The following is a 26,389-nucleotide window of genomic DNA, read 5'->3' on the forward strand; positions in this document are numbered from 1 at the left end:
GCCACAGATTCCACAGATTTTCTTGATGGTGTTCTGCTAGCCGAGAGCCAATAGCCCATAGCCATATAGGCTCTGCGCCTCTGCGTTAAAGCCTTTCTTCGTGCTATTTGTGTCCTTCGTGGTTAAAACAGCTTTTGACTTTTGAATTCTGCCTTTTGATTTTTCCTTCATCCCTCATAATTCATCCTTCATCCTTCTCAAAACTGTGGTATAGTAATAACGCAGTGCGTCATCCTCGATCCGACGCAAAATCATAGAAGGAGATCCATCAATGACGATGCAAGAGCATACCAACGATCCCGCCTTGGACTTCTACCAATTTGATTTGCTGTTAACGCCTGAAGAGCGCGAAGTCCGTGATCGGGTGCGCAGCTTTATGCAGCGCGAAGTTAAGCCAATCATCAACGAATATTGGGAGAAGGGCGAATTTCCGTTCGAATTGATTCCCAAATTGGCTGAACTCAAGGTGTGTGGCGGCACGATTCAGGGCTATGGCTGCCCAGGCTTATCCAGCGTGGCAACCGGCTTGGTTGCTGCCGAAATGGCCAAGGTCGATGGCTCGGTCTGTACCTTTTTTGGCGTAACCAGTGGCTTGGCAATGTCGAGCATCTACTACTGCGGCTCGGAAGCCCAAAAAGAATATTGGTTGCCCAAATTGGCCTCGATGGAAAAAATTGGCGCATTTGCCCTCACCGAGCCACATAACGGCTCAGATGCTTCGCATATTCAAACCACGGCGCGGCTTGATGGCGACCACTATGTGCTCAACGGCGAAAAACGCTGGATTGGTAATGCCTCGTTTGCAGATGTGATTATTGTTTGGGCACGCGATGAAGCAACCAACCAAGTCAGCGGCTTTTTGGTCGAAAAAGATACGCCTGGCTTTGAAGCAACGGTGATGCACGGCAAAATTGCCAAGCGCGCACTTTGGAACGCCGAAATCAAACTCGACAACTGCCGCATTCATGCTATCAATCGGCTTGAAAAAGCCCGCTCTTTCAAAGATACTGCGGTTGTGCTGGCCAACACCCGCTTTGGCGTAGCCTGGGAAGGCGTTGGCCATGCCCAAGCTGCCTACGAAATGGCCTTACGCTACAGCCAAGAACGCAAACAATTTGGCAAGCCAATCGCTGGCTATCAATTAATTCAAGAAAAATTGGTCAAGATGTTGGCCGAAGTTGTGGCAATGGAATTAACCACCTGGCGCTTGAGTGTGCTACGCGACCAAGGTTTGATGACCGATGGTCAATCGTCGCTGGCCAAGATGAACAATTCGGCCAAAGCTCGTCAAATTGTGGCGCTAGGACGCGAAATCTTTGGCGGCAACGGCTTGTTGCTCGAAAACCATATTGCCCGTCATTTTGCCGATATGGAAGCGGTGTATACCTACGAGGGTAGCAACGAGATCAATACGCTCGTGGTTGGCCGCGAAATTACTGGCGTGGCTGCCTTCGTCTAAATCGCAATTAATTTGGGTTTTCAATCGCAGGCCGCTTGGTCTGCGATTGAGCGTTAAAGTGCATCAAATGGCCGATGTTGGCTTGGCTGTTGCTGGTTATGATCAAGGCTTGATAGCCTACAGGAGCAAAGCAATGTCAATTCAACAAGCCTATAACCAATGGGCGAGCAGCTACGATAGCGATCGCAACCGCACGCGCGACCTTGATCAGCAGCTGATGCGTGAGCTTTTGCAAGGCCAAACGTATCAATCAATTTTGGAGTTGGGCTGTGGGACTGGCAAAAATACCCAGTTTTTTAGCACGCTTGGGGCCGAAGTTGTGGCCCTCGATTTTTCAGCAGGCATGCTTGCACAAGCACGGAGCAAAATCAATGCAGCCCATGTGCACTTTCAGCAGGCCGATTTAACCCAAGCATGGCCAGTTGCCAGCGGGCATTTCGATTTGGTGGTGACGAATTTGGTGCTTGAGCATTTGGCCGATCTCGATCATTTTTTTGCTCAAGCCAGCCAAGCTATGAGTGCCAACGGGCAACTTTTGGTTTCTGAATTACACCCATTTCGCCAGTATCAAGGCTCGCAGGCTCGTTTCCAAGGCCAAGACGGCATCATTCAGGTGCCGGCTTTTACCCATCATATTAGCGATTTTTTGCTGGCGGCGGCCAAGGCTGGCTTGCAGTTGCGCCAATTGCACGAACATTGGCATAACGATGATCTGAATCAACCGCCGCGCCTGCTTAGCCTGCGCTGGCACAAATAGGCGAACGCTGGCAGAGATTGTGCTAACAATCACCATTAATTGCAGCGCTTGAAACACCACTACGGCCAAGGACGTAGAAGCGCCAACATACTCTCAGCAGAATCTCAGCTTACGCGCCCCGTCAACTATTCACAAAAGCCCTGAGATCGTCTAGACTGAGCCGACACAATGAATTATTGTGAGGTCTTTTTATATGCAAGATCCCCAGTTGATTGGGCGCATGCTCAATCATTTCAAAATTGTTGATAAACTTGGTCAGGGTGGGATGGCGATGGTCTATCGTGCCTACCAAGAAAACCTCAATCGCACGGTAGCGCTCAAATTATTGCCCCCAGAGATGACCTTTGACCAAAGCTATATTGCGCGCTTCCAGCAAGAGGCGCGGGCAGCTGCTGGGCTTGAACATAGCCATATTGTGCCTATCTACGAAACTGGTCAAGCTGAAGGCTTTCACTATATTGTGATGAAATACATTGAGGGCAACACGCTTAAGGAAAATATTGAGCAAGAAGCCCCAATGTCGGTCAATCGCGTGTTGGAATTGCTTGAGCCAATTGGCAAGGCGCTCGATTATGCGCATAAAAAGGGTGTGATTCACCGTGACATCAAGCCCTCGAATGTGATGCTCACGCCAGAAGGTTGGGTTTATTTGACCGACTTTGGCTTGGCGCGTGGCGGCAGCAGCGATTCTGGGCTAACCCAAATTGGCACGGTGATGGGCACGCCTGAATATATGTCACCGGAGCAGGCTCAAGGCTTGGCAGTAGGCGCGGCCAGCGATTTGTATTCGTTGGCAATTATGGCCTACGAAATGCTGACCAAGCAAATGCCATTTGTGGCCAATAATCCTCAAGCAGTGCTGTTGGCGAGGGTTATTCGGGCGCCACGAGCGCCAAGCGATTTGGTGCCAACGATGCGTTCGGCGGTTGAAGATGTGCTAATGAAAGCCTTGGCGCGCACGCCCGAGGCCCGTTATGCAACCGCTGCTGACTTTTTTGAGGCCTTGCGCCAAGCTAATAATGGTGCTCAGCCAAGCGTTCCTGCAACGCCAGCCTTTGTGCCAAACCAACCACCGTATGCGCCAACGCCAAATTACTCAGCAACTCCGATGAGTAACCAACAGGCGGCTGTGCCACCATATCAACCAACACCGCTGAGCAATCAGCAGGTTATGCCCAACTATCCAAGCAACCAACATGTGCCAATGCACAATCAATCGCCCTATGATGGCTATGTGGCAACCAATACTCAGGCTACCAAGCCAGCGATTATGCCTGTCACTGGACAAACCGTGCAGTATCATCAGCAGCCAATGCCAATTAGCCAACCAAGCCCTGCGGCGTATGCCCCAACAGTACCTGTACAACGCAATAAACAAAAAATGGCAATCTGGATTGGCGCAGGCGTTTTGTTATTAATTGCGGCAGTTGTAGGCATTATTTTGGCCAATAGCAGCGATGCTGAAGCGATAATTGCCCAAGGCGATGCAGCGTTTGAACGGCGTGGTGGCTTGATCGAAGCGATCAATCTCTACAAAGAAGCAACCGCTGCCGATGATGAGAGCTTTGAGGCCCACGAAAAATTAGCAATTGCCTACCTGATGCGGGGCCAAACGCCCGATGCAGATGCAGCTATTCGCAAAGCGATTGCGCTTGATGCGAATCAGGCGAGTGGCCATGCTTGGCTCAGCCAAGTCTATTCAGATAATCGCCAACATAACGAGGCTTTAGCCGAGGCCGAAGAAGCAGTGCGCTTGGATGGCAACAATCCGTTGGCATATGTGGCGCGGGCTACCGCTCGCTCTGATGTTGGCAACGAACTTGGCGATAGCGATTTGCTCAAGCAAGCCTTGGACGATGCAAATAAGTCGATTGAGCTAGCGGCCAATCGGTCGCGCTTTGAACAAGCTATGGCCTACAGTGCCAAGGGCTATGTGCAGTGGGTCGTCTATCAAGATGAAACCAGTCGCGACGCCGGAGCTGGCAAAGAATATGTCGTTGATGGGATTGATAATTTCAATCGGGCGATTGGTTTGCAAGAACAATTGCCGTTGCTCCGCAATAATATTGGCTATTTTTATGCTGAACAAGGGCGGGTTGCGCTCTACTTAGGCGAATCGGATACCGCTGAGCAGCGTTTTGCCAAAGCCTATCAATCATTCGACGATGCGTTAGCGCTCGATCCTAATTATGGCTTGGCTTTTGCGGGCAAGGGCTGGACCCAAATTTACGAACGCAAATATGAAGAAGCCCAGCAATTTTTCGATTTGGCGCTTGAGCGCAACCCCAAAGATGCCAATGCCTTAAATGGTCGGGCGCTGACCAACTGGTGGCTTGGCCGCAATAATTCGAGCGATCCGCAGAGCGATTATGAAGCTGCAATTCGCGATTATGAGGCTGCTTTGGAAGGCGCACCATCGTGGCTTTCGGTCTATGTTGATTTGGGCTATGTCTATCTCTACGATACCAAAGATACTGATAAAGCACTTGCAACCTTCAAAAAGGCCTTAGAGCGCGATCCCGATTACCCAAATGCGCTTGCTGGGTTGGCTGATACCTACTACGAAACGCGTTATTATGACGAGGCGTTGAAGCTTTATGAGCAAACAATTGACCTCAAGCCCGATTTTGCGACTGCCTACCTTGGCAAAGCCAATGTCTTGTACAATAAGAAAGACTACGATGCGGCAATTGATCAATATAGTACCGCACTCGAATACGATTCCTCGCTCAAAAACGCCTATATCGGCAAGGCCTATTGCTATCAAGGCAAAGGCAATATCGAAGAGGCGCGCAAAGTGCTCGAAGATGGAATCGATTTGGTGTCGTATAATGATCAATCCGAATTAAAAGCTATATTGGATAAACTAAAATAATGCGAGCATTGATTCTCACACTTCCAGCAGTTATCATGTGCTGCGGCATCATTTGGATGGCCGCAGCAACCACGTTTTTCGCCAATCGTTCTGGTCGAGTAGCCGATCTGCGCAAATTATTCAGTCAGATGAGCCTCGGGATTGGGGCGGCATTCTTAATTTGGGCAGGGGTCGTGATCATGCTCGATATTGTTAAAGTTGCCTATCCAACGGTTTTTGCAATTGTTGGCGCGATTTTTCTGTTCCAAGGCTGGGCATTTAGCCGTTTCAAGCTATTCTAAACCTATCAAGGAGCCTGCTATGGCGGTTGTATCATTGATCGAGCTTGGAAACCCATTGTTACGCCAGCCAGCAACTCCCTTCGCAGACCCAACCAGCCCTGAAGTAGCGCGAATTTTGAATGATATGCGCGATACCTTGGCCGATATGCGCCAACGCATTGGCTATGGCCGAGGTATTGCCGCCCCGCAAATTGGTGTGCTCAAACGCCTGATTTTGATCGATACCCCTGAAGCAAATTTGGTTTTGGTCAACCCCCGTTTTGAGCGCTGGAGCCGCGAGGAAGACGAGCGCTATGAATCGTGTTTTAGTTTTCCTGGCATCTGGGGGCTGGTGCAACGCCCTCTTGGCGTAACCGTCGTCGCTTATACCTTGGCTGGTGAAGAGCAACGCATCGAAGCGAGTGGCAGCCTCTCGCGGATTATCCAGCACGAAATGGATCATCTTGATGGCTTTGTCTGGCTCGATCGCAACCCCGATTTGCATAGCCTCTGCACCACCCAAGAATATGAAAAACGCTACGTTAGCCGCGAATCACATTAATTGCTTGAGCATGGTTTGGGCTGCTTGAGCCGCAAGCTGCGCATGACGATCATCAATCCCATACACCGCAATGTAGATTGTAATCTCGGCCTTGGTTGCAGCACCCAATGGCTTGGGTATATTGCTCCATGAATTATGGCCATTAGCTTCGGTGCGCGAAACATAACCCACCTGATCGCCTGTATCCACCATTAATTTACAATGGCCAAGCCACTCAGGCGCGGCGGTGCAAATGCACTCGTCGGCGGCTTGCAAGGCTGCTTCAAACAGCGCTTGCAGCTGGTTGGTTGCTGCAAGTTCGAGTTGCTCAACAATCGTTGCTGCGCCAATTTCTAGCATGTGGTTGCTCCTTTAGCGCAATGGCTCACTAAATGCCCGTAGCATTAGGGTGGTTGCCGCTGGATCGTCGGCAGTAAACGGTATCACTGGTACATCGGGGCGCAAACTGCGAATTTCGGCGGCGACATGCTCCAATACGCTTGGCTCAACTAAATCGCTTTTGGGCAGCACAATCACATCGGCGAGATTAATTTGGCCGCGCAATAATTGACCTAAGCCATAGCTATCGTGCCACATTTTGCCAAAGCGCACCGGATCGACCAAGGCAATAAAGCGCCAATTGATTTGGCTAATCATTGGGTGTTGTAAGCTGGCTTTGAGCAATTCAGGCTTGGCGATGCCGCTGGCTTCGAGCAGTAGCCAATCTGGCTCATAATGCTCGCTCAAGCGCTGCACCGTAATTTGCAAAGGCAAGGCCAAATCGCAACACACACAGCCAGCCCGTAATTCGCGCACGGTCATGCCTTGCGATTGCAGATAGCGGCCATCGATGCCAACGCTCCCGCGCTCGTTTTCGATAATCGCCACATACTCGCCCCGATCAGCTAAGGCATTGGCGACCGCCAAGAGCAAGGTTGTTTTGCCTGTTCCCAAAAAGCCAGTTAATACCGCCGCGCGCATGGCCGTGCCCTCCGTTGAATCACCTTGATATTATAGACCATGTGCTTGGCGAAATGCCGCCGATTAATGCAATAAACCTTCATCGCGGGCGATTGCCACTGCTTCGGTGCGGCTGCGCGCATTCAACTTGCCAAGCAAATTATTGACATGGCGTTTAACTGTACCGATCGCAATGATTAAACGTTCGGCAATTTCGGCGTTGCTATGGCCCAACGCCAATAATTTCAATACTTCGATTTCGCGTTCGCTCAGCGGCTCGTTAAGGCGTTGGGCGGCGCTGGCGGTGCTGCTGTGTTGCAACATTGCGGCCACAATCGCCGCTCGTTGAGCAGCATAGCTCGTGCCTTCGCGCAGCAATTGGGCCAGCACTGGGCCTGTATCAAGAAAGCATCGCAACGCGCCTTCATGCGCGCTGATTGCTAAGGCTTGTTCGAGCTGGGTTTGGGCTGGCTTGGGGTTATTTTGGGCAGCATAGGCCAAGGCTAAGCTCAACAGCCATTCCAACCGATTTCCGCCATATTTGAGCGTTTGTTGGAGCAATGGTTGCACCAACTGAATCGCTTGGGCTGGCTCGTTATTTGCAATCAGCCAGCGGGCATAGGTGTTGGCCGCGCTGACCTGCTGCCATTGCCATGCTGTTTGCTGCACGCTTTGCGCCCAGCGCCGCACCGTAGCCAGATCGCCGAGAATCAAGGCCATGCGGGCTTGAGTGGCTTGTACTTCGTTGACAAAGCGCCCAACATTATTGCGTTGGGCAAAATGCAGCGCTTGCTCGATTGAGGCTTGGCTATTGCGCCGCTCGTTGTTGGCATGCTCCACTCGCGCCCGCAAACGATAGCCATCGGTGGCAATATCCAAATAGCCATTAATTTGGGCAATTGCAATTGCTTGCTCGGCGTGTGTTTGGGCTTGCTCAAGCTGGTTCCATTCGTAACAGACTTCGCCTAAGCCAACGTGAATTAAGCCCAAGGCTGGTACTTGATGCCAACCACGTTCGCTGGCTAGCTCGATGCCACGGCGATAGGTTGCGGCAGCTTTGCGCAAATCGCCTTGTTGTGCTTGAATCTGGCCAAGATCGGCAATTGCCAAGAGCATGGCAAAGGTATTGCCACTGCGTTGATTGATCGTCACTGCATCGCTGGCCGCCGCCACAGCAATGGTTAGATTGCCAGTTAAGCGCGCCGAAACGGTTAGGTTGCCCAACAAAATGCCGCGTAGCACCAAATCGTCGTGTTCGACGAGTTCAAGCGCTGCTTGCGAATGGCGCATTGAATGCTCGATATTATCGCCAAAGCGCAACAACACTGCTTCAATCGTGGCAATTTCGGCTTTGGCGCGGGCTTGCTCGGCTTGGGGCAAAGCTGCAAGCAGGGAGCTGGCTTGGTTCAGATGTTCTTCAATGCCCAAAATATCGACGGTCAGCAATTGCGACCATGCCGCAATTAAGGCCAAATGGCTGGATTGGCTGAGTTGGCTGGCTGGCAAGCGCGCCAACCAATTGCGCACGCTCAAGGCTTCGCCACGCATCAAGGCATCGCGGCCAAATTGGGCAATCAAATTGGTAGCTTGTTGATGATCGTTGGCTGCTAAACTGTAGCTAATCGCCGTGTTCAAATCGTTGTTGGCTGCATGCCAGGCGCTGGCCCGTTGCAAATACTCGGTTGGTGCTTGCGGATCGAGCTGCTGGAGCCGAAACCGTAAAAATTCTGCAAACAAATGATGATAGCGATACCAGCGTCGTTCATCATCGAGCGCGACCAAAAAGAGTTGAGCCGCTTCTAATTGCACTAGCATTTGTGCGCCTGTACCTGGCTGCCAATCCAAAAGCTGGTCGCATAAAGCTCCGGTCAAGCGTTCGGCTACACTGGTGGCAAGCAAAAATTCAACCGTGGCTGGGTCAAGCCGATCAAGCACTTCTTCGGCCAAGTAATCGAAAATATAGCGATGACTGCCGCTAAAACCACTTAATAACTGTTGAACATTGGCCCGATCTTTGGCCGAAAGTGCTGCCAATTGTAGCCCAGCAACCCAGCCTTCAGTGCGCTCGGTCAGCCAATCGATCGTTGCTTGATCGGGTAAATCGCTGAGGGTTTGGCGCAGCAATTGGGCAGTTTCAGCAGAATTAAATCGCAGCATGTTGGCATCGATTTCGCTGAGGTAACCGCGCCCGCGCCAACGCCCCAAGGGCAAGGGCGGCACAGTACGGCTGGCGATAATCAGGTGCAATTGGGTTGGGAGTTGATCGATGAACCAAGCCAGCGCCGTATGCACCACTGGTGTATCGATCCAATGATAATCATCGAGCACCAGCACGATTGGCGCGAGCTGAGCGACGCTAATTTCATTGATCAACAAGGTTAAGACTGCTTCGATTGCTGGTTGCTGCAAGCCATTCAACAAGGCCATGGCATTGCGGCCTAAGGCTGGCTCAAGCGTTTGCAGGGCAGCAATCAGATAGCGTGCGAAGCGAATTGCATCATTATCGTTACTATCTAAGGTGAGCCAAGCAACGCGCTGGTGTTCAGCAGCCATTGCACTCAGCAAGGTGGTTTTGCCGCTGCCTGCGCTCGCCGTAATCAGGGTTACGCGCCCGCGAACAGCTAGGCGCTCAAGCACATGCTGGCGCTCAACCAGCGTACTTGGGGTTTGCGGAGCTGCCAATTTGGTCAACAAAACTAATTGATGCAAATCGCTCATAGTGCTCATTTGGCAACATAGACCACCATGATTTGGTGGTCTATGCTCCTGCTAGAATGGGTTTATTCGGTCAAACAGTTATTCCCATTCGATGGTGGCTGGTGGTTTTGAGGAAATATCATAGACCACCCGATTGACCCCAGTGACTTCGTTAACGATCCGACTGGAGACTTTCGCTAACAGTTCGTAGGGCAAGCGCGCCCAATCGGCAGTCATAAAGTCCTCGGTGCTGACGGCGCGAATCGCAATCGTATCTGCATAGGTGCGATAATCGCCCATCACGCCAACGCTCTGAACTGGCAAGAGTACCGCAAAGGCTTGTTGCGTTGCCCGATACAAGCCAGCAGCGCGTAGTTCTTCTAGGAAAATCGCATCTGCATGGCGCAAGGTTTCCAAGCGCTCAAAGCTAATTGCGCCCAGCAAACGCACGGCCAAACCAGGGCCAGGGAAGGGATGGCGCCAAACCCAATCTTCGGGCAAGCCCAACGCCAAGCCTGCTGCCCGCACTTCATCCTTGAACAACATGCGCAACGGCTCGATCACCTTCAATTTCATATCAGCAGGCAAACCGCCAACGTTATGATGGGTTTTGATTTTAACCGCTACGTTGCGATCGGGCGCTGTCGATTCGATCACGTCGGGATAGAGCGTGCCTTGCACCAAGTAGGCTGCATCGTCGAGGTTGCGGGCTTCGCGCTCGAAAATTCGAATAAACTTCTCGCCGATGATTTTGCGCTTTTGCTCTGGGTCGGTCACGCCAGCTAGCGCAGCCAAAAATTCTTCGGCAGCATCAACCGTAATCAATTCAATTTGGAAATGATCGCGGAAGGTGCGCGAAACTTGCTCGGCCTCGCCGCGCCGCAACAAGCCGTTATCCACAAAAATACAGGTCAAGCGCTCGCCGATGGCTTGATGGGCCAACAAGGCGGCTACTGCTGAATCGACTCCACCGCTGAGCGCACAAATCACTTGGCCGCTTGGCGCTTGCTGCTGAATGCGCTCAACTGCTTCTTGGATAAACTGGCTTGGCTGCCAGCTCCCAGCGCATTCGCAAATGCGGTAGATAAAATTGTGCAGCACTTGCTTGCCATACGGCGAATGCACGACTTCGGGGTGAAATTGCAGCCCATACCAGCGCCGTGCTTCATCTGCCGCCGCTGCATAAGGCGAATTGGGGCTAACCGCAATCGGATGCCAGCCAGCAGGCAGGGTTTCCAAGCGATCGCCGTGGCTCATCCAAACCGAATGTTCGCTGGGAATATCGGCTAAGAGCGGCGATTCAGCAGTAATAGTGATCACAGCATGGCCAAATTCGCGATCGTTGGATGGCGCGACTTTGCCGCCCAAATGATGAGCCTGCAACTGCAACCCATAGCAAATGCCCAAAACTGGCAAATTGCTGGCCAAAACCCAGTCTGGCAGTTGCGGTGCGCCTTCAGCATAGACGCTATTTGGCCCGCCCGAAAGAATCACGCCCTTGGGCTTGAGCGCGGCAATCGTCGCCTCATCTGCATCGAAGCGTACTAATTCGCTATACACGCCCGCCTCACGAACCCGCCGCACAATCAACTGACTATATTGTGAGCCATAATCAAGCACCACAATTGCTTCATTCTGTGTCATTGTTTCCTCAGTTTGGCACAACAACGGCGTTGTTATTTTGGTTGAGCATACGATGCGGCTAGTTTAACATAGGAATGCAGAAGGTAGAACATAGAACATAGAGCAAAGAACATAGGGGAGAAGGAATGAAGAAAAGTAAAAAGGCAGAAGGCAAAAATCAAAAACGCGCTGAGATTCCAGTGATCAGGGGTCAGGATTTAACGCAGCGGCGTAGAGAACGAGAGGCTATCGGCTTTTGGCTATGGGAACATAATTCAACAAATCTGTGAAATCTGTGGCGAAAAACGAAACCTTCGTGCCCTTCGTGTTCTTCGTGGATCAATTCATTAACGTAGCAGTGCAGAGAAATAAAGGCTGAGGGATGAAACGCAAAAGGCAGAACGTGAAAATCAACAAATCAGCATGATAATCCTACAAATCTGTGCCAATCTGTAGCTAAAAACTTGGTGCGCTTCGCAGTTTCATCCCTGCATAAATTACCAATACTTATTCAACTAAGCGGCCAGCAATGCTGTATTCTTGCTGGCTGAAGGCTGCTTGCACTTCCTCGCTGGCGGTCGGAATTAACTCGGTATCGAGCTGAAGCCGTAGCTGATCGGTTTGATCACGATACGGCTTGATGACGATTGTGCGTTGCCATAATGGATCAGTTGCTGGAAAATCGCTACGTTGGTGTGCGCCACGGCTCTCGGGCCGCATCAAGGCTGCCAAAATCGTGGCTTCTGCGGTCAACAACATCGATTGTAAATCTAATGTTGCGGCCAAATCGGCTGGGCCGACCGAGCGTTGTTGGGCTTGCAAGCGCAGCGTATGTAGTTGATCAAGGCTGGCTTCGAGCGTTTGTTCGTTGCGGACTACGCCTGCGCCGTGCCAAACCACCTGTTGCAATTGCTCAATTAAGCTGCGCTGGACATCGCCTGCCTGCTGGCTAGCCCATGCCAAGCGTTCAGCTGCTTGCTCAATTTGTGCTGCTTGAATTGGCTGCTCGCTCTGTTGGCGCACATATTCGCCAGCATGCTGAGCTGCAATCCGCCCAAAAACCAAAATTTCGGCCAAACTATTGCCACCTAAACGATTGGCTCCATGCACGCCAGCAGTTACCTCGCCAGCAGCATACAAGCCAGCAATATTGGTCGCATGGCTAAATGGATCGACCTTCAATCCACCCATGGAATAATGGGCGGTTGGCGCAATTTGCATGGCCTCGCGAGTAATATCAACGCCCACAGCTTGAAATTGTTCAACCATCCGTGGCAAGCGTTCGCGAATTAAGCTTGCTGGCATATGGCTAATATCGAGCCAAACCCCGCCATACTCGCTGCCGCGACCCTCAATAATTTCCGTGTAATTAGCCAAGGCCACGCGGTCGCGGGTCGATAATTCCATGCGTTCGGCATCGTAGCGCTGCATAAACCGCTCGCCATGGCGATTGTAAAGCCTCCCGCCTTCGCCGCGCACTGCTTCAGTTACCAAGGTTCCTGCCAATTCATGGGGGAAAATCATGCCCGATGGATGGAATTGCACTAATTCCATATCGGCCAAGTGAGCGCCAACTTGCAAACCCAAGGCCATGCCATCGCCAGTATTTTCGCGTCGCCGCGACGAGGAACGTTGGTAAATATGAATATGACCGCCCGTTGCCAAAATAACAGCGTTGCTTTCAATCATAAATTGGCGCTGATCCGCTAGCCAAAAGCCATATGCACCATTGACCCGATTGCCAGTGTGCAGTAAATCGCTGATATACGCTCGTTCGAGAATTGGAATTTGGCGGCGCTCAACTTCGCGCATCAAGGCATTAATAATCTCAAGCCCAGTGTAATCGCCAACAAAGCAGGTACGCCGATAGCGATGCGCGCCAAAATAGCGCTGATCGATCAGGCCAGTGCTGGTGCGCGCAAATGGCATGCCCCAAGCTTCCAATTCAGCAATTGCTTGCGGCGCTTGTTGACAGAGCAATTCGACCATACGTGGGTCGCCGAGCATGCGACCCTCTTGCAAGGTATCGGCGGCATGAATCGCCCACGTATCTTCAGGATCGACCGTCGCCAAGGCTGCATTAATGCCGCCAGCAGCCAAAACCGTGTGGGCATCGGCTTTTGGCCGCTTGCCAACCAACAAAACCTTCAAGCCTTGATCGTGCACCTCAATTGCTGCCCGTAAACCAGCCCCGCCCGTGCCAATCACCAAAACATCGCTTGTGTAACGCTGCCGCATAACATACCTCGTTGTGTAGCATGAAGCCTCAGCGCAATCAATCAACGATTGCCCCGTATTGCGCCAAGGCATTTTGTTGTTGTTGTTTACTCTACCGTTAACAAATCGCTACGTCTAAGATATGATTGCTCTATAAATCATAGTCTGAGGCTATCAATTATTAACTAAGGAGTAGCGATGGAATTTAGCCAATTACGTTATTTTGAAGCGGTGGCGCGGTTGGGCAACGTGACCAAAGCTGCCCACGAACAGCATATTGCCCAACCTTCGATGAGCAAAGCACTGCAAGCTTTGGAGCAAGAAGTTGGGGTGCAATTGTTTGATCGAGTTGGGCGTGGGGTCGAGTTGAGCGATGCTGGCGCATTATTGTTGCCTTATGCGCGGCGGGTCTTGGCCGAAATTCAGGCAGCGCGCCAAGCCTTGCAAGCCCGCGCCGATCTGACGGTTGGCCATGTTTCGTTGGGGGTTACGCCAACGGTCGGTACGCGGCTAATTCCGCAGGCCTTGGCGACTTTCAATCGGCGCTACCAGGGCATACAACTCGAATTGCACGAGGCTGGAGCCAGCGAGTTGGTCGAATTGCTCAATGCAGGCGTGGTTGATCTGGCGATTGTTTCAGCGCTGGTGCATGGCGTAGAATCGACCACCTTGTTGAGCGAGCCGCTGGTCGTGGTGGTTAGTCAGCAGCATCGGTTTGCTCAGCGCCAGAGTGTGCTTGCTAGCGAGTTACGTGATGAAGGCTTTATCGTGTTTCCGCAGGGCTACGAGCTGCGCAATTATACCTTGCAACTCTGCGAGCAGGCTGGCTTTGCGCCGCGGATTGTGCTTGATGGCGGCGAGATGGATACAGTGGTCAGTTTGGTGGCAGCAGGTTTGGGTGTAGCAGTCGTCCCGCAATTAGCTATCGATCAACGCATAGGCTTGCATGCCTTGGCGATTGCTGATGGCGGATTGCAACGCACCTTGCGGTTGATTCGTCATAGTCAACGCCAACCTTCACCTGCGGCGGCGGCCTTGTATCGGGTTTTGCACGAATGGGTAAGCCAGCATTATGCCCAAGCATCAATTGGATAGTTGCTCACTCCACGCCCATAGAGTGAGCAACTATTATTTAATCAAATTGGCGTGAAAGCGCTTTAGCTCCTTGGCTCATCCATGGCTTAACCGGCGTGAATTTGAGCACCTCCAGCGGCGCAGGAATATAGCCGCCACACAGGCGGTTGATAATCGCTTCGGCGATAATCCGGGTTGGAAATTGCTTGGCATCCGATGGACGTTGCCACAGCACGCCTAAAGTTTGCTCGCACAAAAAGGCGGCGAATGTATTCAAAACCAACAATTGATAATGTGGATCAGGACCATAACGACTTGGCCGCTTGAACCATGTTTCAAAGTCAGCATAATCGGTTTCGAGGCCACCAAAGCGTTGCAGGCAAATTTCAGTAATTCCAGCCTTCGGGCGCAGCCATGCAGGCGTGCTCGTGTTGGCAAACCATTGCTCAAGGCTTGGTACTATGCCCGCAAAATCCTCTTGAATATGTTGGATGGCGATTAACTCGGTTGGCACGGTTTGTTGATCGGAAGGTCGTTGCCAAACCTCGCCAAAGATTGCTAGACATAATTCGATGCCATAGGGTTGATGCAACAACATACGATGGCGTGGATCGATACAATAGCTTTTACTACTATCAAACCAATGTTCAATTGGCCAATAATCTTGCCAAATGCCGCCCCAGCGCTGGGCCGCACTGCGAGCGTGATAATAGGGATGCGACATCAATAGCCTCGCTGTTCGCCATGCCAAAAGGCCACATCAACTCCTTGGTGTTGATCCTCAGGCAGATACATCACATACAATTCTGGGTTTGCAGGGTGGACTGTTACCGGATAGAGCAAAGAGTTACTTTCGTAGGCTTGCTCTTCTGCATAATCGTATTCATTCCAGATCATGCCCACATAATTGACCATGGCATTGGCAATATCAAGCTGATACACTCCATGGGGTTGGTATTCTGGCAATGCTCCTGCCCAATCAAAATTCATGAAATCCCATACCAAGCGCTCTAATTCTTGGTTGATAAAGCCTTCACTGAGTGGTTTGCTGGTTCCATCGGATAAACGATAGAGACGATAGCCAACTTCGGCCTCGTCGTGATTGTTGTAAATTGCCCATTCGAGGCTGATAATTTGTTCTGCTTGCAACAGGGCGAGTAAGCGTTCGGCAGGGTGCGCCAAATCGATAAGTTTGTCGCTATCAAGCGGATCATCACTGACCAGCGGTTGGTCAATGTTGAGCGGGGGATTGAGCAAGCCACAGCAAATTTCGTACAAATCCCAATATATTGCCCAATAATCCCAAGGTTCAAATCGTTCGGCGCGGATTTCGCGCGCACAGCGCCGCGCTATTTCTAAGGCCAGTTGCTGGTTATTGGTTAAGCGCGCTTCAGCAATTTGGGCGATCCAGCCATTGATTGACCATTCTTGCAGGTTTGAATCTTGTTGATAGAGCCGGATACATTCACGATCGTTACCAAGCCAAAAGTGGGCTTCGAAGATTTGCACTTGATATCTAACATAATCCGAATTGTCGGCCTTGGTTGCTTTGTATAATAATTGCAGATAGAGCCTTTGCATTGTGGCCTGATCGCCTGCTAGCCGATACCAATTGATCCGCTCTGCTTCATAATCGATCATTGCTGTTTTATACTCGATGCTTGGCGCTTGTTTCTGCGCTGCTTGGCGCAAATAGTCAGCGGCTTGCGGATCACGCAAATAATACAGACAGCGGGCTAACTCGGGGAGTTGATAGAACGAACCCTGCGGTTGAGTTTCGTTATTTTTGTAAATTTGTTGCATCATTTCGTGCAAGCGTTGTTGATTCAAGCGCAGGGTCGGGTATTCTAAGTCCATCGCTTCTCCGCTCACAGCTAATAACTTCGTTGCTCGCCATTCCAGCGAGCCAAATCGAGCATCCGCTCTTCTGGATTGGGCAACAATACAACCAACAAATCGGGATTCAGCGCATGTTCGCTGGTGGGATAGGTTGGTAAATCGCCCAACCATTCGCTCTTGCTCTCAACCATTGCTGCATATTCGTATTGGCTCCAAAGCTGGCCTACACAATGAACCTTGGCGCTTGCTACCTCCAGCCGATAGAGGCCATAGGGCTGCCAACCAGGCAATGACCAATCGAAATTCGTCATATCCCATACCAAGCGCTCTAATTCTTGGTTGGCGATGCCTTGATTAAACAGCCGGGTTGTGCCATCGGCTAAAAGGTAGCAACAGTAGCCTTCCTCGGCCTCGTCGTTATTGTTGTAGATTGACCATTCGAGCGCCACAATCTGGTGGGCTTGCAACAGCTCAATTAATCGCTGAGCCGGATTTGGGGTAATTTCAAGCACGGGGCCATCGATGCTGAGTGGTGGGTTGAGCAACTGGCAACTAAGCTCATACAAATCCCACAGATTCAGTGGCAGATTGCTCCATGGCTCGATTCGCTCCTCGCGAATTGTCGTTGCCAGCCGTTGGGCAACAGTCAAGGCTTGCAGGGAATTGCGCTTGAGTCGGGCTTCGGCCAATTGCGTCATCATGCCTGCCAATTGAATCGCTTGCAAGGCAGCCTCATGGTGGTAGTACTCAATCAATTTGTGATCATCGCCCAGCCAAAATAAGGCTTGAAAAAAGGCCCATCGATAGGTTGCTTGTTGCCATTGGTTGGCGCTAGCAGGCTTGGCTGGCAAGTTACCAAAGCATGTGTGTAGCACTGCCCAATCGCCCGCCATGCGATAGAAATTGAGGCTAGCAAACTGCTGATTGATCGTAGTTGATTGTTGTTGGGCTGCTTGGTGCAAATAGCTCGCTGCCTGCGGATCACGCAAATAGTAGGCACAGCGTGCGAGTTTCACCCATTCATTGGCTCGTAGCGAGTCAGGTTCTTTGGCTTGCAGCTGCCGCATGGTGTTGAGCAAACTTTGCTGATTCAATCGTAGGGTCGGATATGCTAATTGCATAGGTTCTCCACTCACAGCTAATAACTCCGCTTTGTACCATTCCAATGCGCAAGATCGACCGCTTGGCGCAGTTCTGCGGGCAAATACATCACATACAAATCTTGGTTAACAGGGTGTTGGATGACGGGATGCGGGATTGCACTTGGCTCATATTCAGCAAAAGCCCGTAAATCTTCATACTCGTAGCTGCTCCAAAGCATGCCTAAATAGCTGATTTGGGCGGTTTGCACATCAAGCCGATAAACTCCATATGGCTGTTGATCGGGAAACTCGTTCGACCAATCCTCATTGACTACATCCCATACCAAGCGCTCTAATTCGTGGTTGGCGAGGCCTTGATGAAACGGTGCGCTGCTGCCATCGGCAAAGTGATAATTACAAAAACCCTCGTCGGCCTCATCGTTGTTGTTGTAGATTGACCATTCGATCGCGACAATCTGGTGGGCTTGCAACAGCTCAATTAATCGCTGAGCGGGATTTGGGCTAATTTCAAGCACGGGGCCATCGATGCTCATAGGTTGTTTGCTCCCAATGACTTACATTGCTGGGCTTAGTTGGCAGCGTTTGAAAGCATGTTCGCCTTTCGCAAATAGTACGCGCTTCGGGCAAGGCCAACGAGCTTATATGCTGCAAGTTGATGCGTGATTTTCGCTGAGATTTGCTGAAAATGATTGCCTAAACTTTGTTGGTTTAAGCGCAGAGTGGGATATTCAGGATTCATCAAACTCCTCTCGATTAATTAGAGAAAACGATACTCATCACGTTGGGTTTGGGCCCATTCTTCAAGCAGCACCTTGGGCCGGTGTTGATACGGAAAGTAGTAGTAGGCATAGACATCGGGATTGTCGGGATGCGGAGTTGCTTCAAAATCTAGTTCACCCCAGGTCTGAATCTCCACATAATCGTAGTAGCTCCACAGATCGCCAACATGATAGACAGCCGCCTCTGCTACCTCAAGCCGATAAATTCCATAGACAGAAAGATGTTGCGGTGGCATAACAGCTGGCCAATTATCATTGAATAAATCCCAAACAAGCCTTTCCAGTTCAGGATTATCAATGCCTTGGGCAAAACGCCGACGACTGCCATCAGCCAAGATATAGCTACAAAACCCTTCGTCAGTCTGATCTTGGTTGTTGTAGATTGACCATTCGAGCGCAATAATCTGTTGTTCGTTAAGCAATGCCAGCAAACGTAAATCGGGGTCATCCGAGGAGGTTATGATTGGGCCATCGATTGCTAAGGGCGGATCAAGTAATTGACAGGCAATTTCGTACAAATCCCAGTGATTAAATGCTAAATCGCTCCATGGCTCAAGCCGTTCAGCACGAATTGTGCTGGCCAAACCTTGTGCGATAGCCAAAGCCTGTTGCGAATTGCCAGTTAGCCGTGCTTCCGCCAATTGGCTGATAAGCTCAGCGAGCGGTATATTCTGCACCGCATCCTGCTGTTGATAGGCGTTGCTACATTCGCGATCCTTGCCGAGCCAAAACAAGGCTTCGAACATTTCCCGCTGATAGCGATCATGCTGGGTGTGCTCAGCAGTTGCTGCTTGCTGAAGCAATTGTTGATAGATCGTTTGCATGGTCACCCGATCGCCAGCCATCCGATAGTGATTTACACTGCTAGCATGCAATACATTAGTTGTTTCTTGTTCTGCTGCTTTTTGCAAATAGTACGGCGCTTTGGGGTCGCGCAGAAAGTAGGCGATGCGGGCCAACTCTCCATAACGTGATTTGACCGATTGGTGTTTGGCTTGCTGACGAATCGCTGCAAATCGATTGCGTAAACTAATCGCATCAATGCGCAGAGTGGGATATTCAGGCATAGGCCGTTGCTCTCACTAAATCAATCGGCCTAGCTATACCCCATGCTTGTGTCAAGCGCTGTCACACTGTATGATAGATGCCTAGTTGATGAGAATAGAGGGAGGACTATGCAATGCAACGAATTTTAGTTATTTTCGGCTGTTGGCTCTTGTTAAGTGCGTGTGGTAGTAGCCAGCCAACCGAAGTGCTGGCAAATGCGACCCATCAAACTGCCCAACAAGCACCAGAGAGCGTGGTGCAATTGTTGGGCGAGTTGAGTATTACTCAGCGCTATGCTGAAATTGAGCCATTGTATATGCCCAAAGCACGGACTGGCTTTACGATCAATAATCAACAATCTTTTGCTGCTGGCTATGGCGGGCCATTTCGAGTGCATGGGCCAATTTATTCAATGACTCATGAAGCACCTCGCTATATACAGGCCGATTATGCCGCGATCGAAGTTCACTATTTTTTTGATCTTAGTAACACTGTCTCGCAGACGAGCCAGTTGCTGCTGCAAAAAATCGATGGGCTTTGGTATATTTGCCAGCGGATTGAGCGTGATCAGCCGATTCCTGGGCGTTGTGAGTAGCAGCGCGGCACTGTTCGATTACGTGCCGCGCTGAAAGTACTATTGGATACTGATGCTTGGCAAATACAGGCGGTTTGGCGTACAGCTATCGCTGGCTAAAAAGGCGATTGCCGATGAGCCTAAAACCGTGCCTTGGCTATTTCGCGCCCGCACTTGGACAAAGCAGTGAGCATTATTAACCACACTCGTGCTGGTTTCAAAGCTGGTTTTGGGTGTGGTGTTTTGCAAACTCAAGCTTGCACTGGTTGGCCCAGTATAAACCTGATAATCGGCAACCTCGGTCGCGCCATTCCAGCTGTAGTACAAGGTTGTGCTGTTGCCCTGGCTTTCGGGCACGAGGGTCGGTGGCCAAGTTGGCTGGCCCTGCCATTCGTAGCGTTTGGCCCGATAGCTGACGATTGGCTCGACCGTGGTTAACTCGAAAACTGGCTGGCCAAGCGGATTAAACTCGGTATAGAGCGTGCTTGTGCTGCCCCAACCAACGCCTGTATTGCCGTTATCAAGCCGTTGAGCGCTGCCCATGGCTACGCCATATTGATCAGGATTGGTGCGAAAACTCTTGACTAAACGGGCAGTTTTGTTGATTTCATCGAGCTTGTATTCCATAGCCATTGAGAAGGCATTGGCGCTTGGTGGCAAGCTATTCCAATTGTTATACAACAGAAGATTGCCATTGGCTAAGCGCCGAATATCGTGCTGATGAAAGAAGCTTGGGCTATTATCGAGAAATTGAAATTGATTGCCCTCGCCCCCAAAACGCCAAATAACCGCCCCCGTTTGGCGATTGATTTTGGTAATTTCATCAGTGTGGCGACTGGAGATCAACCAATGACCATCGGTGTCAACCTCAATCGCATTGCCATGAATATAATCAACCGGCGCGCTGCCAGTCAGACTATGGCTACTATCCCCAACCGGAATATGCTCAGATGAGCGCCACTGAAAAACTACATTGCCCGCTGTATCCAACTCCTGAAGAACTAATTCAGTTAGGATGGCATTTTGCTCGCCGCCATACGGGCTTAAATCATAGGGAATGTTGGCGTAAATCATAAAAATCGCATGCCCATTGGGCTGAAGCAAAAATTCATGGTAATCGATTTGATAGCCATTGCCAGCTTGATAACGCCCAACTTCTTGGTAGTGTTCGTCTAACACGTGGTAATTGAGGGTTGAACTATCGTAATAAGTTAGGCGATTCTCAGCAACTTTGCGAAAATCGAGCAAGAAATTGCCTGGCCCACCGCCTTGATGAAAGATCGGCGTTCCAGTGTTATCAACCATCAGAATATAGCGATTTGGTGTGTAATTACTTTGCCATCGAAATGGGCTAACAAAGATATAGCCTGGCGTGTTACTGATTGCTAAAGTAACGGTTAATGGTGGCAGATTGAATGGCAATGTGCGCAGCGTTTGCAGATCGCCTGTTGGTTGCTCCGCTTGTGGTTGATTGGCGCGATTGCTAGCAAGCTCGGCTTGAAGTCGCTTGACCTGTTCAGTTTGTTCGACCAAACGCTCAACCACTTCAAATGACCAGCTTTGTTGATCAAGTTCAGCAATCTCGTTGCTTTTGATTGATACTCGCACAGTTTCGCCAAACGCAAAAGCTGTGGTTGGTTGAAAAATGATTGTGCGTTGATCTTCGGCGAGTACGACTTTGCCCTGATGCAAGCCGCTCTGCGAGCCGAACACCTGAAAATCAAGGGTTGCTGCTACGGCGTTGGTTAAGCGCGGCCCTAGCCGAATGGCAATTGTATTGCTCGGGTTTACCGCCTTGGCAAATGGTGCAGGATCGCGATACTCGATCATGGGTGCTGCTTGGGCGGGTTGGCGCGGGGAAAAACTGAAACTCAGCAGCACGATTAGGATGCAGGCGCATCCAAAAAATTGGCGCATTGCTAGCTTCCTCCTTAGGCTAAGCAACCCACAATTGGGTTGCCGTAAGGCTTAAGCGAGCATCAAAGGGGCGATGCTCATAAAAAACAGGGCAGGTTGGACTGCCCTGTTTAGGTTTATTTATGTTGGGGAAGGTAGACGTTGAAGGTTGTGCCTTGGCCAATCGCGCTTTGCACCTCGATTGTGCCACCATGCTCATCGACAATGCTTTTGGTAATTGCTAGTCCAAGGCCCGTGCCCTCAACTGGTGAATCAATATCGCGCTTGACGCGATAGAAGCGCTCGAAAATATGCGGCAATGAATCCTCGGGAATCCCCAAGCCGCTATCTTGAATTTGCACATGCACTTTGGTATCGCCATTACTTGCTTTGACCACTACCTTGCCACCTGCTGGGGTGTATTTGATCGCATTCGAGAGAATGTTGGTAAAAACTTGGCGCATACGCGATGGATCGGCCAGTAACGGTAAGCTTGGCGGGATTTCTGGCTGGACGCTGATTTGGCCTTGCTTGGCGCGCAGTTTCAATTCATCGATTACTTCGCGCAGCACGACCGACAAATCAGTTTCTTGGGGCGAAATGCCGATCCCTGCTTCGATTTTGCCCAAATCGAGCAAATCGCTAATCAAGGCGGTCATTGCGCCAGTGTTGCGCACCACTGCTTGCAAGGCATCGCGCTGCATCTCGTTGACTGTGCCCATGTGGCCATCGGCGACCAATTGGGCGTAGCCTTGAATTGCAGTCAATGGCGATTTAAGGTCGTGCGAAACCATCGAGACAAAGCGGCTCTTGATTTGGTCTAGCTCTTTGAAATGGGTAATATCTTGCAGCACAATCACTTGGCCGCCCAACGAGCTGTTTTGCAAGGGCGCGGTGTTGACTGCATAGTAGCGATTGTTGATCGCAATTTCTTTACTTTCATGATCTTCGCGGCGAGCCAAAATTGCCAACATTGGGAAGAAGGTAAGCAATGGCTGGTTGACCAAGCGACTATTAGAAACCCCAGCAATTGCGCCAGCGGCAGGGTTAGCAACCACAATTTGACCTTCATCAGTGAGCAAAATGCCGTCGCTGACCGATTCAATCACTGCTGCCAAGAGCGTGCGCTCCTCGGAAGCCGTCACATACAAGCGGGCACTTTCCATAGCAACTGCTGCTTGGCCCGCCAGAGCAGTCAAGAGTTGGCGTTCATAGGCATCGAAGGCATCGCGGCGCTCATCGGCGGCAATCAACAAGCCGTTAATCCCATCGCCAAGCATCAGCGGCACGCCGATCCAGCTTTCGCCCAATGGCTCTTCGTTATTGACCAAAAGCTCAATTTGGCTGCCTGCCGAGGTCAAAAGCACTGGCTCTTGATCGTTGAGGGCAGCACTAATTGGCCCCAATTTCAGCAGCGGTTGCTCTTGACCATTAATCAACGAAACCAAGGGCAAGGTTCCGCCTTTATCATCAACATGCAGCAGGGCAACCATTGGCGCGGCCAGCATTTCTGCACAGCGATAGGCCACTTTGCGCGCTACTTCAAGCGGATCGAGCGAGCTAGCCAATTCGCGGCTGGTCGAATTCAAGCCCTCTAAATCAAATACCCGTTGCTCAAGCTCGGCAAACAAATTGGCATTTTCAATTGCCACTGCTGCCTGAGCCGAAACCGAGCGTACCAATTCCAAATCGGCAGCACTGAAATGATCGATCCGTGGGTGGGTCAAGGTCATCACGCCGAGCACTTGATCTTCGCGCAACAGCGGAACCGCCAAGGCCGAACGCACACGGCCACGAGTTGAGGGCAATTCAACCCAGCGTTTATCAACCCGCACATCGGCGATGCGCGCGGCTTCGCGCTGGCGAAACACCCAGCCCGAAAGCCCAGCTTGCAACAAGGCTGCCGCCACCGATTCAGTCACCGATTGATCCATGCCATAACGCGCAACGATGCGCTGAGTAGTGCGGCCATCTTGCGATGAAATGATGATGCTGCCGCGCTCGGCGTTGACTGCGGCTACTGTATGTTGAATAATCCGCGAGAGCAATTGATCGGGGTCGAGCGAGCTAGCCAATTCGCGGCTAATGCCATACAGCAAGCGTAAGCGGTCGCGCTCTTCGCGCACTGCATTAAACAAGCGCGTATTGACCAAGGCCATGCTCAAAGCATTGCCCAAGGAGATTAAAAATGGTGGTGACCAGGCTTGAGTTTTGCGGCTTGAACCAACCAAGACCAGCGACATCAGCGCTTGCGGGCCTGCATCGAGCGGCAATGCGCCCCAAGCAACCTTGCCACCGACGCTGCTACAAATGCCTTGCAATAATTCATAGGGCATCTCGGCTAGCCAAGGCGGGCGATCTTCCCACACAATCGTGGCTTTGCTCAGCGGGCTTGGCGGAAATAATTCGGCTAATTGTTGAATAAGTTGCTCATTGAGGCCAACATGGCGCCATAAATGCCAGCGCATACCATTTTCGGCAGCGGTGTAGAGCAAGGCCACTTGGGCGCCAGTTGATTCGGCAATTGCGCTGAGTGTGGCATCGGCCATCGCGACCGGCTCCAACGAGCGGCCCATTTGGCGGGCAATTGCAGCAATGGCGGAAAGCTCAGCGGTGCGCTGACCATCGGCGCGGCGTTTGGCAACTGCTGCCGAAGCGCGGTTTAAGGCAGCCTGCACAGTTGGCAACGAAAAGGGTTTTAAGATGTAATCATACGCCCCGAGGCGTAGCGCACGGGTGGCACTTTCCAGCGAACCATAGCCAGTCATGACGATAATCGGCATGTCTGGGCGATTTTCGCGCACCCATTGCAACACCGTATAGCCATCAACATCAGGCATGGTGACATCAGTCAGCACGACATCAACGTCGCTTGCTTGGAGCGTGGCAATTCCGGCAGCACCCCCAACCGCAGTGGTAACGCTATAGCCTTGCCCTTCCAATAACAACCGCAACTGGCCACTTAAACGTGGCTCGTCATCGACCACCAAGATCTGTAATGGCAACTCATTCATCGGATTAACCAATCAACAATTCATCGGAATCAAGATCGGGCGATTGGCTGCGCTGGGCGGCAACTGGAATGCGCAAGGTAAAGTTCGAGCCTTTATCCACGGTGCTTTCGACCGAAATTGCGCCGCCAACTTGTTGCAAAATCCCATACACCACTGAAAGCCCAAGCCCAGTTCCTGTCACACCTTTAGTGCTAAAGAAGGGCTCAAAAATACGTTCGCGATGCTCAGGCGGAATCCCAATGCCTGTATCTTCAACATTGATAAAAATTTGGCCCTTTTGATGCGCCGAGCGAATGGTCAATTTGCCGCCATCGGGCATCGCGTCAATCGCATTGCGCACCAAATTGATGAGCACTTGCTTGCAGGCATCGCTGCTAATATTGGGCGCTGGCAAATCGGTTGCCAACTCTTGATAGAGTTTAACATTGGCTTTATCAAGTTGCGGCTTGGTAATGTGCATCAATGAAATAATCAAATGATTGAGATCAGGCGGCACACCATCGTTATTGGGCTGATAAAAATTAACCAAGGTATAGAGCAAGCGGGCAATCCGCGCCACTTCTTCATCAAGCCCTTGCACCAAATCGCCAAGCGCGCTGCCAGGCGTATGTTGCTGCGCCACCAACTCCAAGCCCGAGCGAATAATCGCCAGCGGATTATTGATTTCGTGAGCGAGTGACGCAGCCATGCGGCCCATACCCGACAGCTTTTCGGCCTCGACCAAACGGCCTTGAGTTTCACGCAGCGTGCTATAGGTGCGGGCGTTGTGCAAGGCAATCGAGGCATAGTCAGCCAGCATTTGCATCAAACGCTCGTCGCCTTCGTCGAAGTTGCGCCGATGAGTCGTCGCGGCCACCGTCAGCACTCCCAAGGCCTCAGTCCCAACCAACAACGGCACCATTAGCACTGCTTGAGCCAAATAATTGGCTTGCACCCGAATCCCATCGCGTTCAGAATTGATTCGAATTGGCTTGTTGGTTTTGATGGTGCGGGTTGCCAATTCATAATCGGTATGCTTGCTCAGTTCGCGCAAATGCAATGGGTTAATATTGTGTGAGGCTCGCACAACCAACTGATTATCATCAATTAATTGCACAAAACCTTCGTCTGCATTCGAAAGAAAGACCGAGGCCTCAACAATTCGTTCCAACAAATTGCTAGCATCGAGTTGGGCGGTCACCGCTTTGCCCACGCGATGCAACACGGTTAATTGGCGCACTTGGCCTTGTAATTGGCCAAGCAAGATTTCTTTTTCACGTTGCAAACGCCACTCGCGCAGCGCCCGATCAATCGCCTGAGCAACATCTTGCGGCTCAAAAGGCTTGATCAAATAATCACGCACGCCCATTTTGAAGGCCGTTACGGCGATCCGTTCGGAGCCTTCGGCGGTCATCAGCAAAATTGGCACGGTATTGCCATCGGTGCGCAGCTTACGCAGCAAATCCAACCCAGTGGTATCAGGCAGCTGATAATCGAGCAAAATGAGGTGCGGATGATGTTGGGTAATCGCGTTTAGCCCATTTCGCCCAGTTTCAGCCAACACGACCTGATATCCCAGCGAACGCAATTGAGCCTGAAGTTTCACCCGAATTGCTTCACTATCGTCGATTACTAGAATCGTTTCTTGACCACTTGCCATAGGCTCGCCGTTCTACAATGCTCAACAAGGAGATT

At 51.1% G+C, this 26,389-nt stretch carries 20 protein-coding genes; 7 read left to right on the forward strand and 13 right to left on the reverse strand.

Translation table 11 applies throughout. The features are described from left to right. The first annotated feature begins 271 nt into the window (after positions 1-271). From SE18_RS13200 to SE18_RS13220, 5 genes are all read left to right on the forward strand, one after another. Positions 272-1,459, forward strand: a complete 1,188-nt coding sequence (locus SE18_RS13200) for an acyl-CoA dehydrogenase family protein (RefSeq protein WP_054534935.1) — start codon at positions 272-274, stop codon at positions 1,457-1,459. Between the two features lie 133 nt (positions 1,460-1,592). Further along, a complete protein-coding gene (locus SE18_RS13205) occupies positions 1,593-2,216 on the forward strand; it encodes a class I SAM-dependent methyltransferase (RefSeq protein WP_160319510.1) in 624 nt (207 codons plus the stop codon). A 193-nt stretch (positions 2,217-2,409) separates the two neighbouring features. Then, positions 2,410-5,091 carry a protein kinase domain-containing protein gene (locus SE18_RS13210; protein WP_054534937.1) on the forward strand — a complete coding sequence of 894 codons (2,682 nt, stop codon included), beginning with the start codon at positions 2,410-2,412 and terminating at the stop codon, positions 5,089-5,091. Next, the gene (locus SE18_RS13215; protein WP_054534938.1) at positions 5,091-5,372 is read left to right on the forward strand and encodes a hypothetical protein; all 282 of its coding nucleotides are present in this window, start codon (positions 5,091-5,093) and stop codon (positions 5,370-5,372) included. Before SE18_RS13210 ends, SE18_RS13215 begins: the two co-directional genes overlap by 1 nt. Before the next feature lie 19 nt (positions 5,373-5,391). After that, positions 5,392-5,913 carry a peptide deformylase gene (locus tag SE18_RS13220; protein WP_054534939.1) on the forward strand — a complete coding sequence of 174 codons (522 nt, stop codon included), beginning with the start codon at positions 5,392-5,394 and terminating at the stop codon, positions 5,911-5,913. Here the strand turns inward: SE18_RS13220 and SE18_RS13225 are convergent. The 5 genes from SE18_RS13225 to SE18_RS13245 all read right to left on the reverse strand — a co-directional run bounded on the left by SE18_RS13225 (position 5,905) and on the right by SE18_RS13245 (position 13,410). Beyond that, complete coding sequence (locus SE18_RS13225) at positions 5,905-6,252, reverse strand: hypothetical protein (RefSeq protein WP_054534940.1); 348 nt, start codon at positions 6,250-6,252, stop codon at positions 5,905-5,907. The two genes, SE18_RS13220 and SE18_RS13225, sit on opposite strands and share 9 nt — an antisense overlap. 12 nt (positions 6,253-6,264) lie before the next feature. After that, a complete protein-coding gene (locus SE18_RS13230; RefSeq protein WP_054534941.1) occupies positions 6,265-6,873 on the reverse strand; it encodes a CobW family GTP-binding protein in 609 nt (202 codons plus the stop codon). A 63-nt stretch (positions 6,874-6,936) separates the two neighbouring features. Then, a complete protein-coding gene (locus tag SE18_RS13235) occupies positions 6,937-9,570 on the reverse strand; it encodes a LuxR C-terminal-related transcriptional regulator (RefSeq protein WP_054534942.1) in 2,634 nt (877 codons plus the stop codon). A 78-nt stretch (positions 9,571-9,648) separates the two neighbouring features. Then, positions 9,649-11,193, reverse strand: a complete 1,545-nt coding sequence (gene guaA / locus SE18_RS13240; protein ID WP_054534943.1) for a glutamine-hydrolyzing GMP synthase — start codon at positions 11,191-11,193, stop codon at positions 9,649-9,651. A gap of 486 nt (positions 11,194-11,679) precedes the next feature. After that, positions 11,680-13,410 (reverse strand): FAD-binding protein, encoded by a 1,731-nt coding sequence (locus SE18_RS13245; protein ID WP_054534944.1) that lies wholly within the window; start codon positions 13,408-13,410, stop codon positions 11,680-11,682. A gap of 177 nt (positions 13,411-13,587) precedes the next feature. Between SE18_RS13245 and SE18_RS13250 the strand changes: the two genes are divergently transcribed. Then, positions 13,588-14,484 carry a LysR family transcriptional regulator gene (locus SE18_RS13250; RefSeq protein WP_054534945.1) on the forward strand — a complete coding sequence of 299 codons (897 nt, stop codon included), beginning with the start codon at positions 13,588-13,590 and terminating at the stop codon, positions 14,482-14,484. A 37-nt stretch (positions 14,485-14,521) separates the two neighbouring features. On the opposite strand, the gene SE18_RS13255 is transcribed toward SE18_RS13250, so the two are convergent. The 5 genes from SE18_RS13255 to SE18_RS13275 form a co-directional block, all read right to left on the reverse strand. Continuing rightward, positions 14,522-15,187 carry a DUF6915 family protein gene (locus SE18_RS13255; protein WP_054534946.1) on the reverse strand — a complete coding sequence of 222 codons (666 nt, stop codon included), beginning with the start codon at positions 15,185-15,187 and terminating at the stop codon, positions 14,522-14,524. Then, positions 15,187-16,320, reverse strand: coding sequence for a hypothetical protein (locus SE18_RS13260; protein ID WP_054534947.1), 1,134 nt, complete (start codon positions 16,318-16,320; stop codon positions 15,187-15,189). The genes SE18_RS13255 and SE18_RS13260 overlap by 1 nt, the downstream gene beginning before the upstream one ends. Positions 16,321-16,337: 17 nt before the next feature. Next, entirely contained in the window at positions 16,338-17,423 is a 1,086-nt protein-coding gene (locus tag SE18_RS13265; protein WP_054534948.1) for a hypothetical protein, read from the reverse strand. Positions 17,424-17,440: 17 nt separating this feature from the next. Next, a complete protein-coding gene (locus SE18_RS13270; protein ID WP_054534949.1) occupies positions 17,441-17,938 on the reverse strand; it encodes a hypothetical protein in 498 nt (165 codons plus the stop codon). A gap of 224 nt (positions 17,939-18,162) precedes the next feature. Continuing rightward, positions 18,163-19,251, reverse strand: a complete 1,089-nt coding sequence (locus tag SE18_RS13275; RefSeq protein ID WP_054534950.1) for a hypothetical protein — start codon at positions 19,249-19,251, stop codon at positions 18,163-18,165. A 113-nt stretch (positions 19,252-19,364) separates the two neighbouring features. Here SE18_RS13275 and SE18_RS13280 point away from each other — a divergent pair, with 113 nt between their 5' ends. Then, positions 19,365-19,826 carry a hypothetical protein gene (locus tag SE18_RS13280; RefSeq protein ID WP_054534951.1) on the forward strand — a complete coding sequence of 154 codons (462 nt, stop codon included), beginning with the start codon at positions 19,365-19,367 and terminating at the stop codon, positions 19,824-19,826. A gap of 39 nt (positions 19,827-19,865) precedes the next feature. Here the strand turns inward: SE18_RS13280 and SE18_RS13285 are convergent, their stop codons facing one another. The 3 genes from SE18_RS13285 to SE18_RS13295 form a co-directional block, all read right to left on the reverse strand. After that, the gene (locus SE18_RS13285; RefSeq protein ID WP_054534952.1) at positions 19,866-21,722 is read right to left on the reverse strand and encodes an arylsulfotransferase family protein; all 1,857 of its coding nucleotides are present in this window, start codon (positions 21,720-21,722) and stop codon (positions 19,866-19,868) included. Between the two features lie 116 nt (positions 21,723-21,838). Continuing rightward, positions 21,839-24,715, reverse strand: coding sequence for a GAF domain-containing protein (locus SE18_RS13290; protein WP_054534953.1), 2,877 nt, complete (start codon positions 24,713-24,715; stop codon positions 21,839-21,841). Positions 24,716-24,719: 4 nt separating this feature from the next. Further along, positions 24,720-26,354 (reverse strand): hybrid sensor histidine kinase/response regulator, encoded by a 1,635-nt coding sequence (locus SE18_RS13295; protein ID WP_054534954.1) that lies wholly within the window; start codon positions 26,352-26,354, stop codon positions 24,720-24,722. Between the last annotated feature and the right edge of the window lie 35 nt (positions 26,355-26,389).

Source organism: Herpetosiphon geysericola, from assembly GCF_001306135.1.
Classification (GTDB): domain Bacteria; phylum Chloroflexota; class Chloroflexia; order Chloroflexales; family Herpetosiphonaceae; genus Herpetosiphon; species Herpetosiphon geysericola.

Coding starts and splice junctions, on each gene's coding strand:
- SE18_RS13200 (WP_054534935.1), top strand. CDS start 272: ATGACGATGCAAGAGCATACCAACGATCCCGCCTTGGACTTCTACCAA.
- SE18_RS13205 (WP_160319510.1), top strand. CDS start 1,593: ATGTCAATTCAACAAGCCTATAACCAATGGGCGAGCAGCTACGATAGC.
- SE18_RS13210 (WP_054534937.1), top strand. CDS start 2,410: ATGCAAGATCCCCAGTTGATTGGGCGCATGCTCAATCATTTCAAAATT.
- SE18_RS13215 (WP_054534938.1), top strand. CDS start 5,091: ATGCGAGCATTGATTCTCACACTTCCAGCAGTTATCATGTGCTGCGGC.
- SE18_RS13220 (WP_054534939.1), top strand. CDS start 5,392: ATGGCGGTTGTATCATTGATCGAGCTTGGAAACCCATTGTTACGCCAG.
- SE18_RS13225 (WP_054534940.1), bottom strand. CDS start 6,252: ATGCTAGAAATTGGCGCAGCAACGATTGTTGAGCAACTCGAACTTGCA.
- SE18_RS13230 (WP_054534941.1), bottom strand. CDS start 6,873: ATGCGCGCGGCGGTATTAACTGGCTTTTTGGGAACAGGCAAAACAACC.
- SE18_RS13235 (WP_054534942.1), bottom strand. CDS start 9,570: ATGAGCGATTTGCATCAATTAGTTTTGTTGACCAAATTGGCAGCTCCG.
- guaA (WP_054534943.1), bottom strand. CDS start 11,193: ATGACACAGAATGAAGCAATTGTGGTGCTTGATTATGGCTCACAATAT.
- SE18_RS13245 (WP_054534944.1), bottom strand. CDS start 13,410: ATGCGGCAGCGTTACACAAGCGATGTTTTGGTGATTGGCACGGGCGGG.
- SE18_RS13250 (WP_054534945.1), top strand. CDS start 13,588: ATGGAATTTAGCCAATTACGTTATTTTGAAGCGGTGGCGCGGTTGGGC.
- SE18_RS13255 (WP_054534946.1), bottom strand. CDS start 15,187: ATGTCGCATCCCTATTATCACGCTCGCAGTGCGGCCCAGCGCTGGGGC.
- SE18_RS13260 (WP_054534947.1), bottom strand. CDS start 16,320: ATGGACTTAGAATACCCGACCCTGCGCTTGAATCAACAACGCTTGCAC.
- SE18_RS13265 (WP_054534948.1), bottom strand. CDS start 17,423: ATGCAATTAGCATATCCGACCCTACGATTGAATCAGCAAAGTTTGCTC.
- SE18_RS13270 (WP_054534949.1), bottom strand. CDS start 17,938: ATGAGCATCGATGGCCCCGTGCTTGAAATTAGCCCAAATCCCGCTCAG.
- SE18_RS13275 (WP_054534950.1), bottom strand. CDS start 19,251: ATGCCTGAATATCCCACTCTGCGCATTGATGCGATTAGTTTACGCAAT.
- SE18_RS13280 (WP_054534951.1), top strand. CDS start 19,365: ATGCAACGAATTTTAGTTATTTTCGGCTGTTGGCTCTTGTTAAGTGCG.
- SE18_RS13285 (WP_054534952.1), bottom strand. CDS start 21,722: ATGCGCCAATTTTTTGGATGCGCCTGCATCCTAATCGTGCTGCTGAGT.
- SE18_RS13290 (WP_054534953.1), bottom strand. CDS start 24,715: ATGAATGAGTTGCCATTACAGATCTTGGTGGTCGATGACGAGCCACGT.
- SE18_RS13295 (WP_054534954.1), bottom strand. CDS start 26,354: ATGGCAAGTGGTCAAGAAACGATTCTAGTAATCGACGATAGTGAAGCA.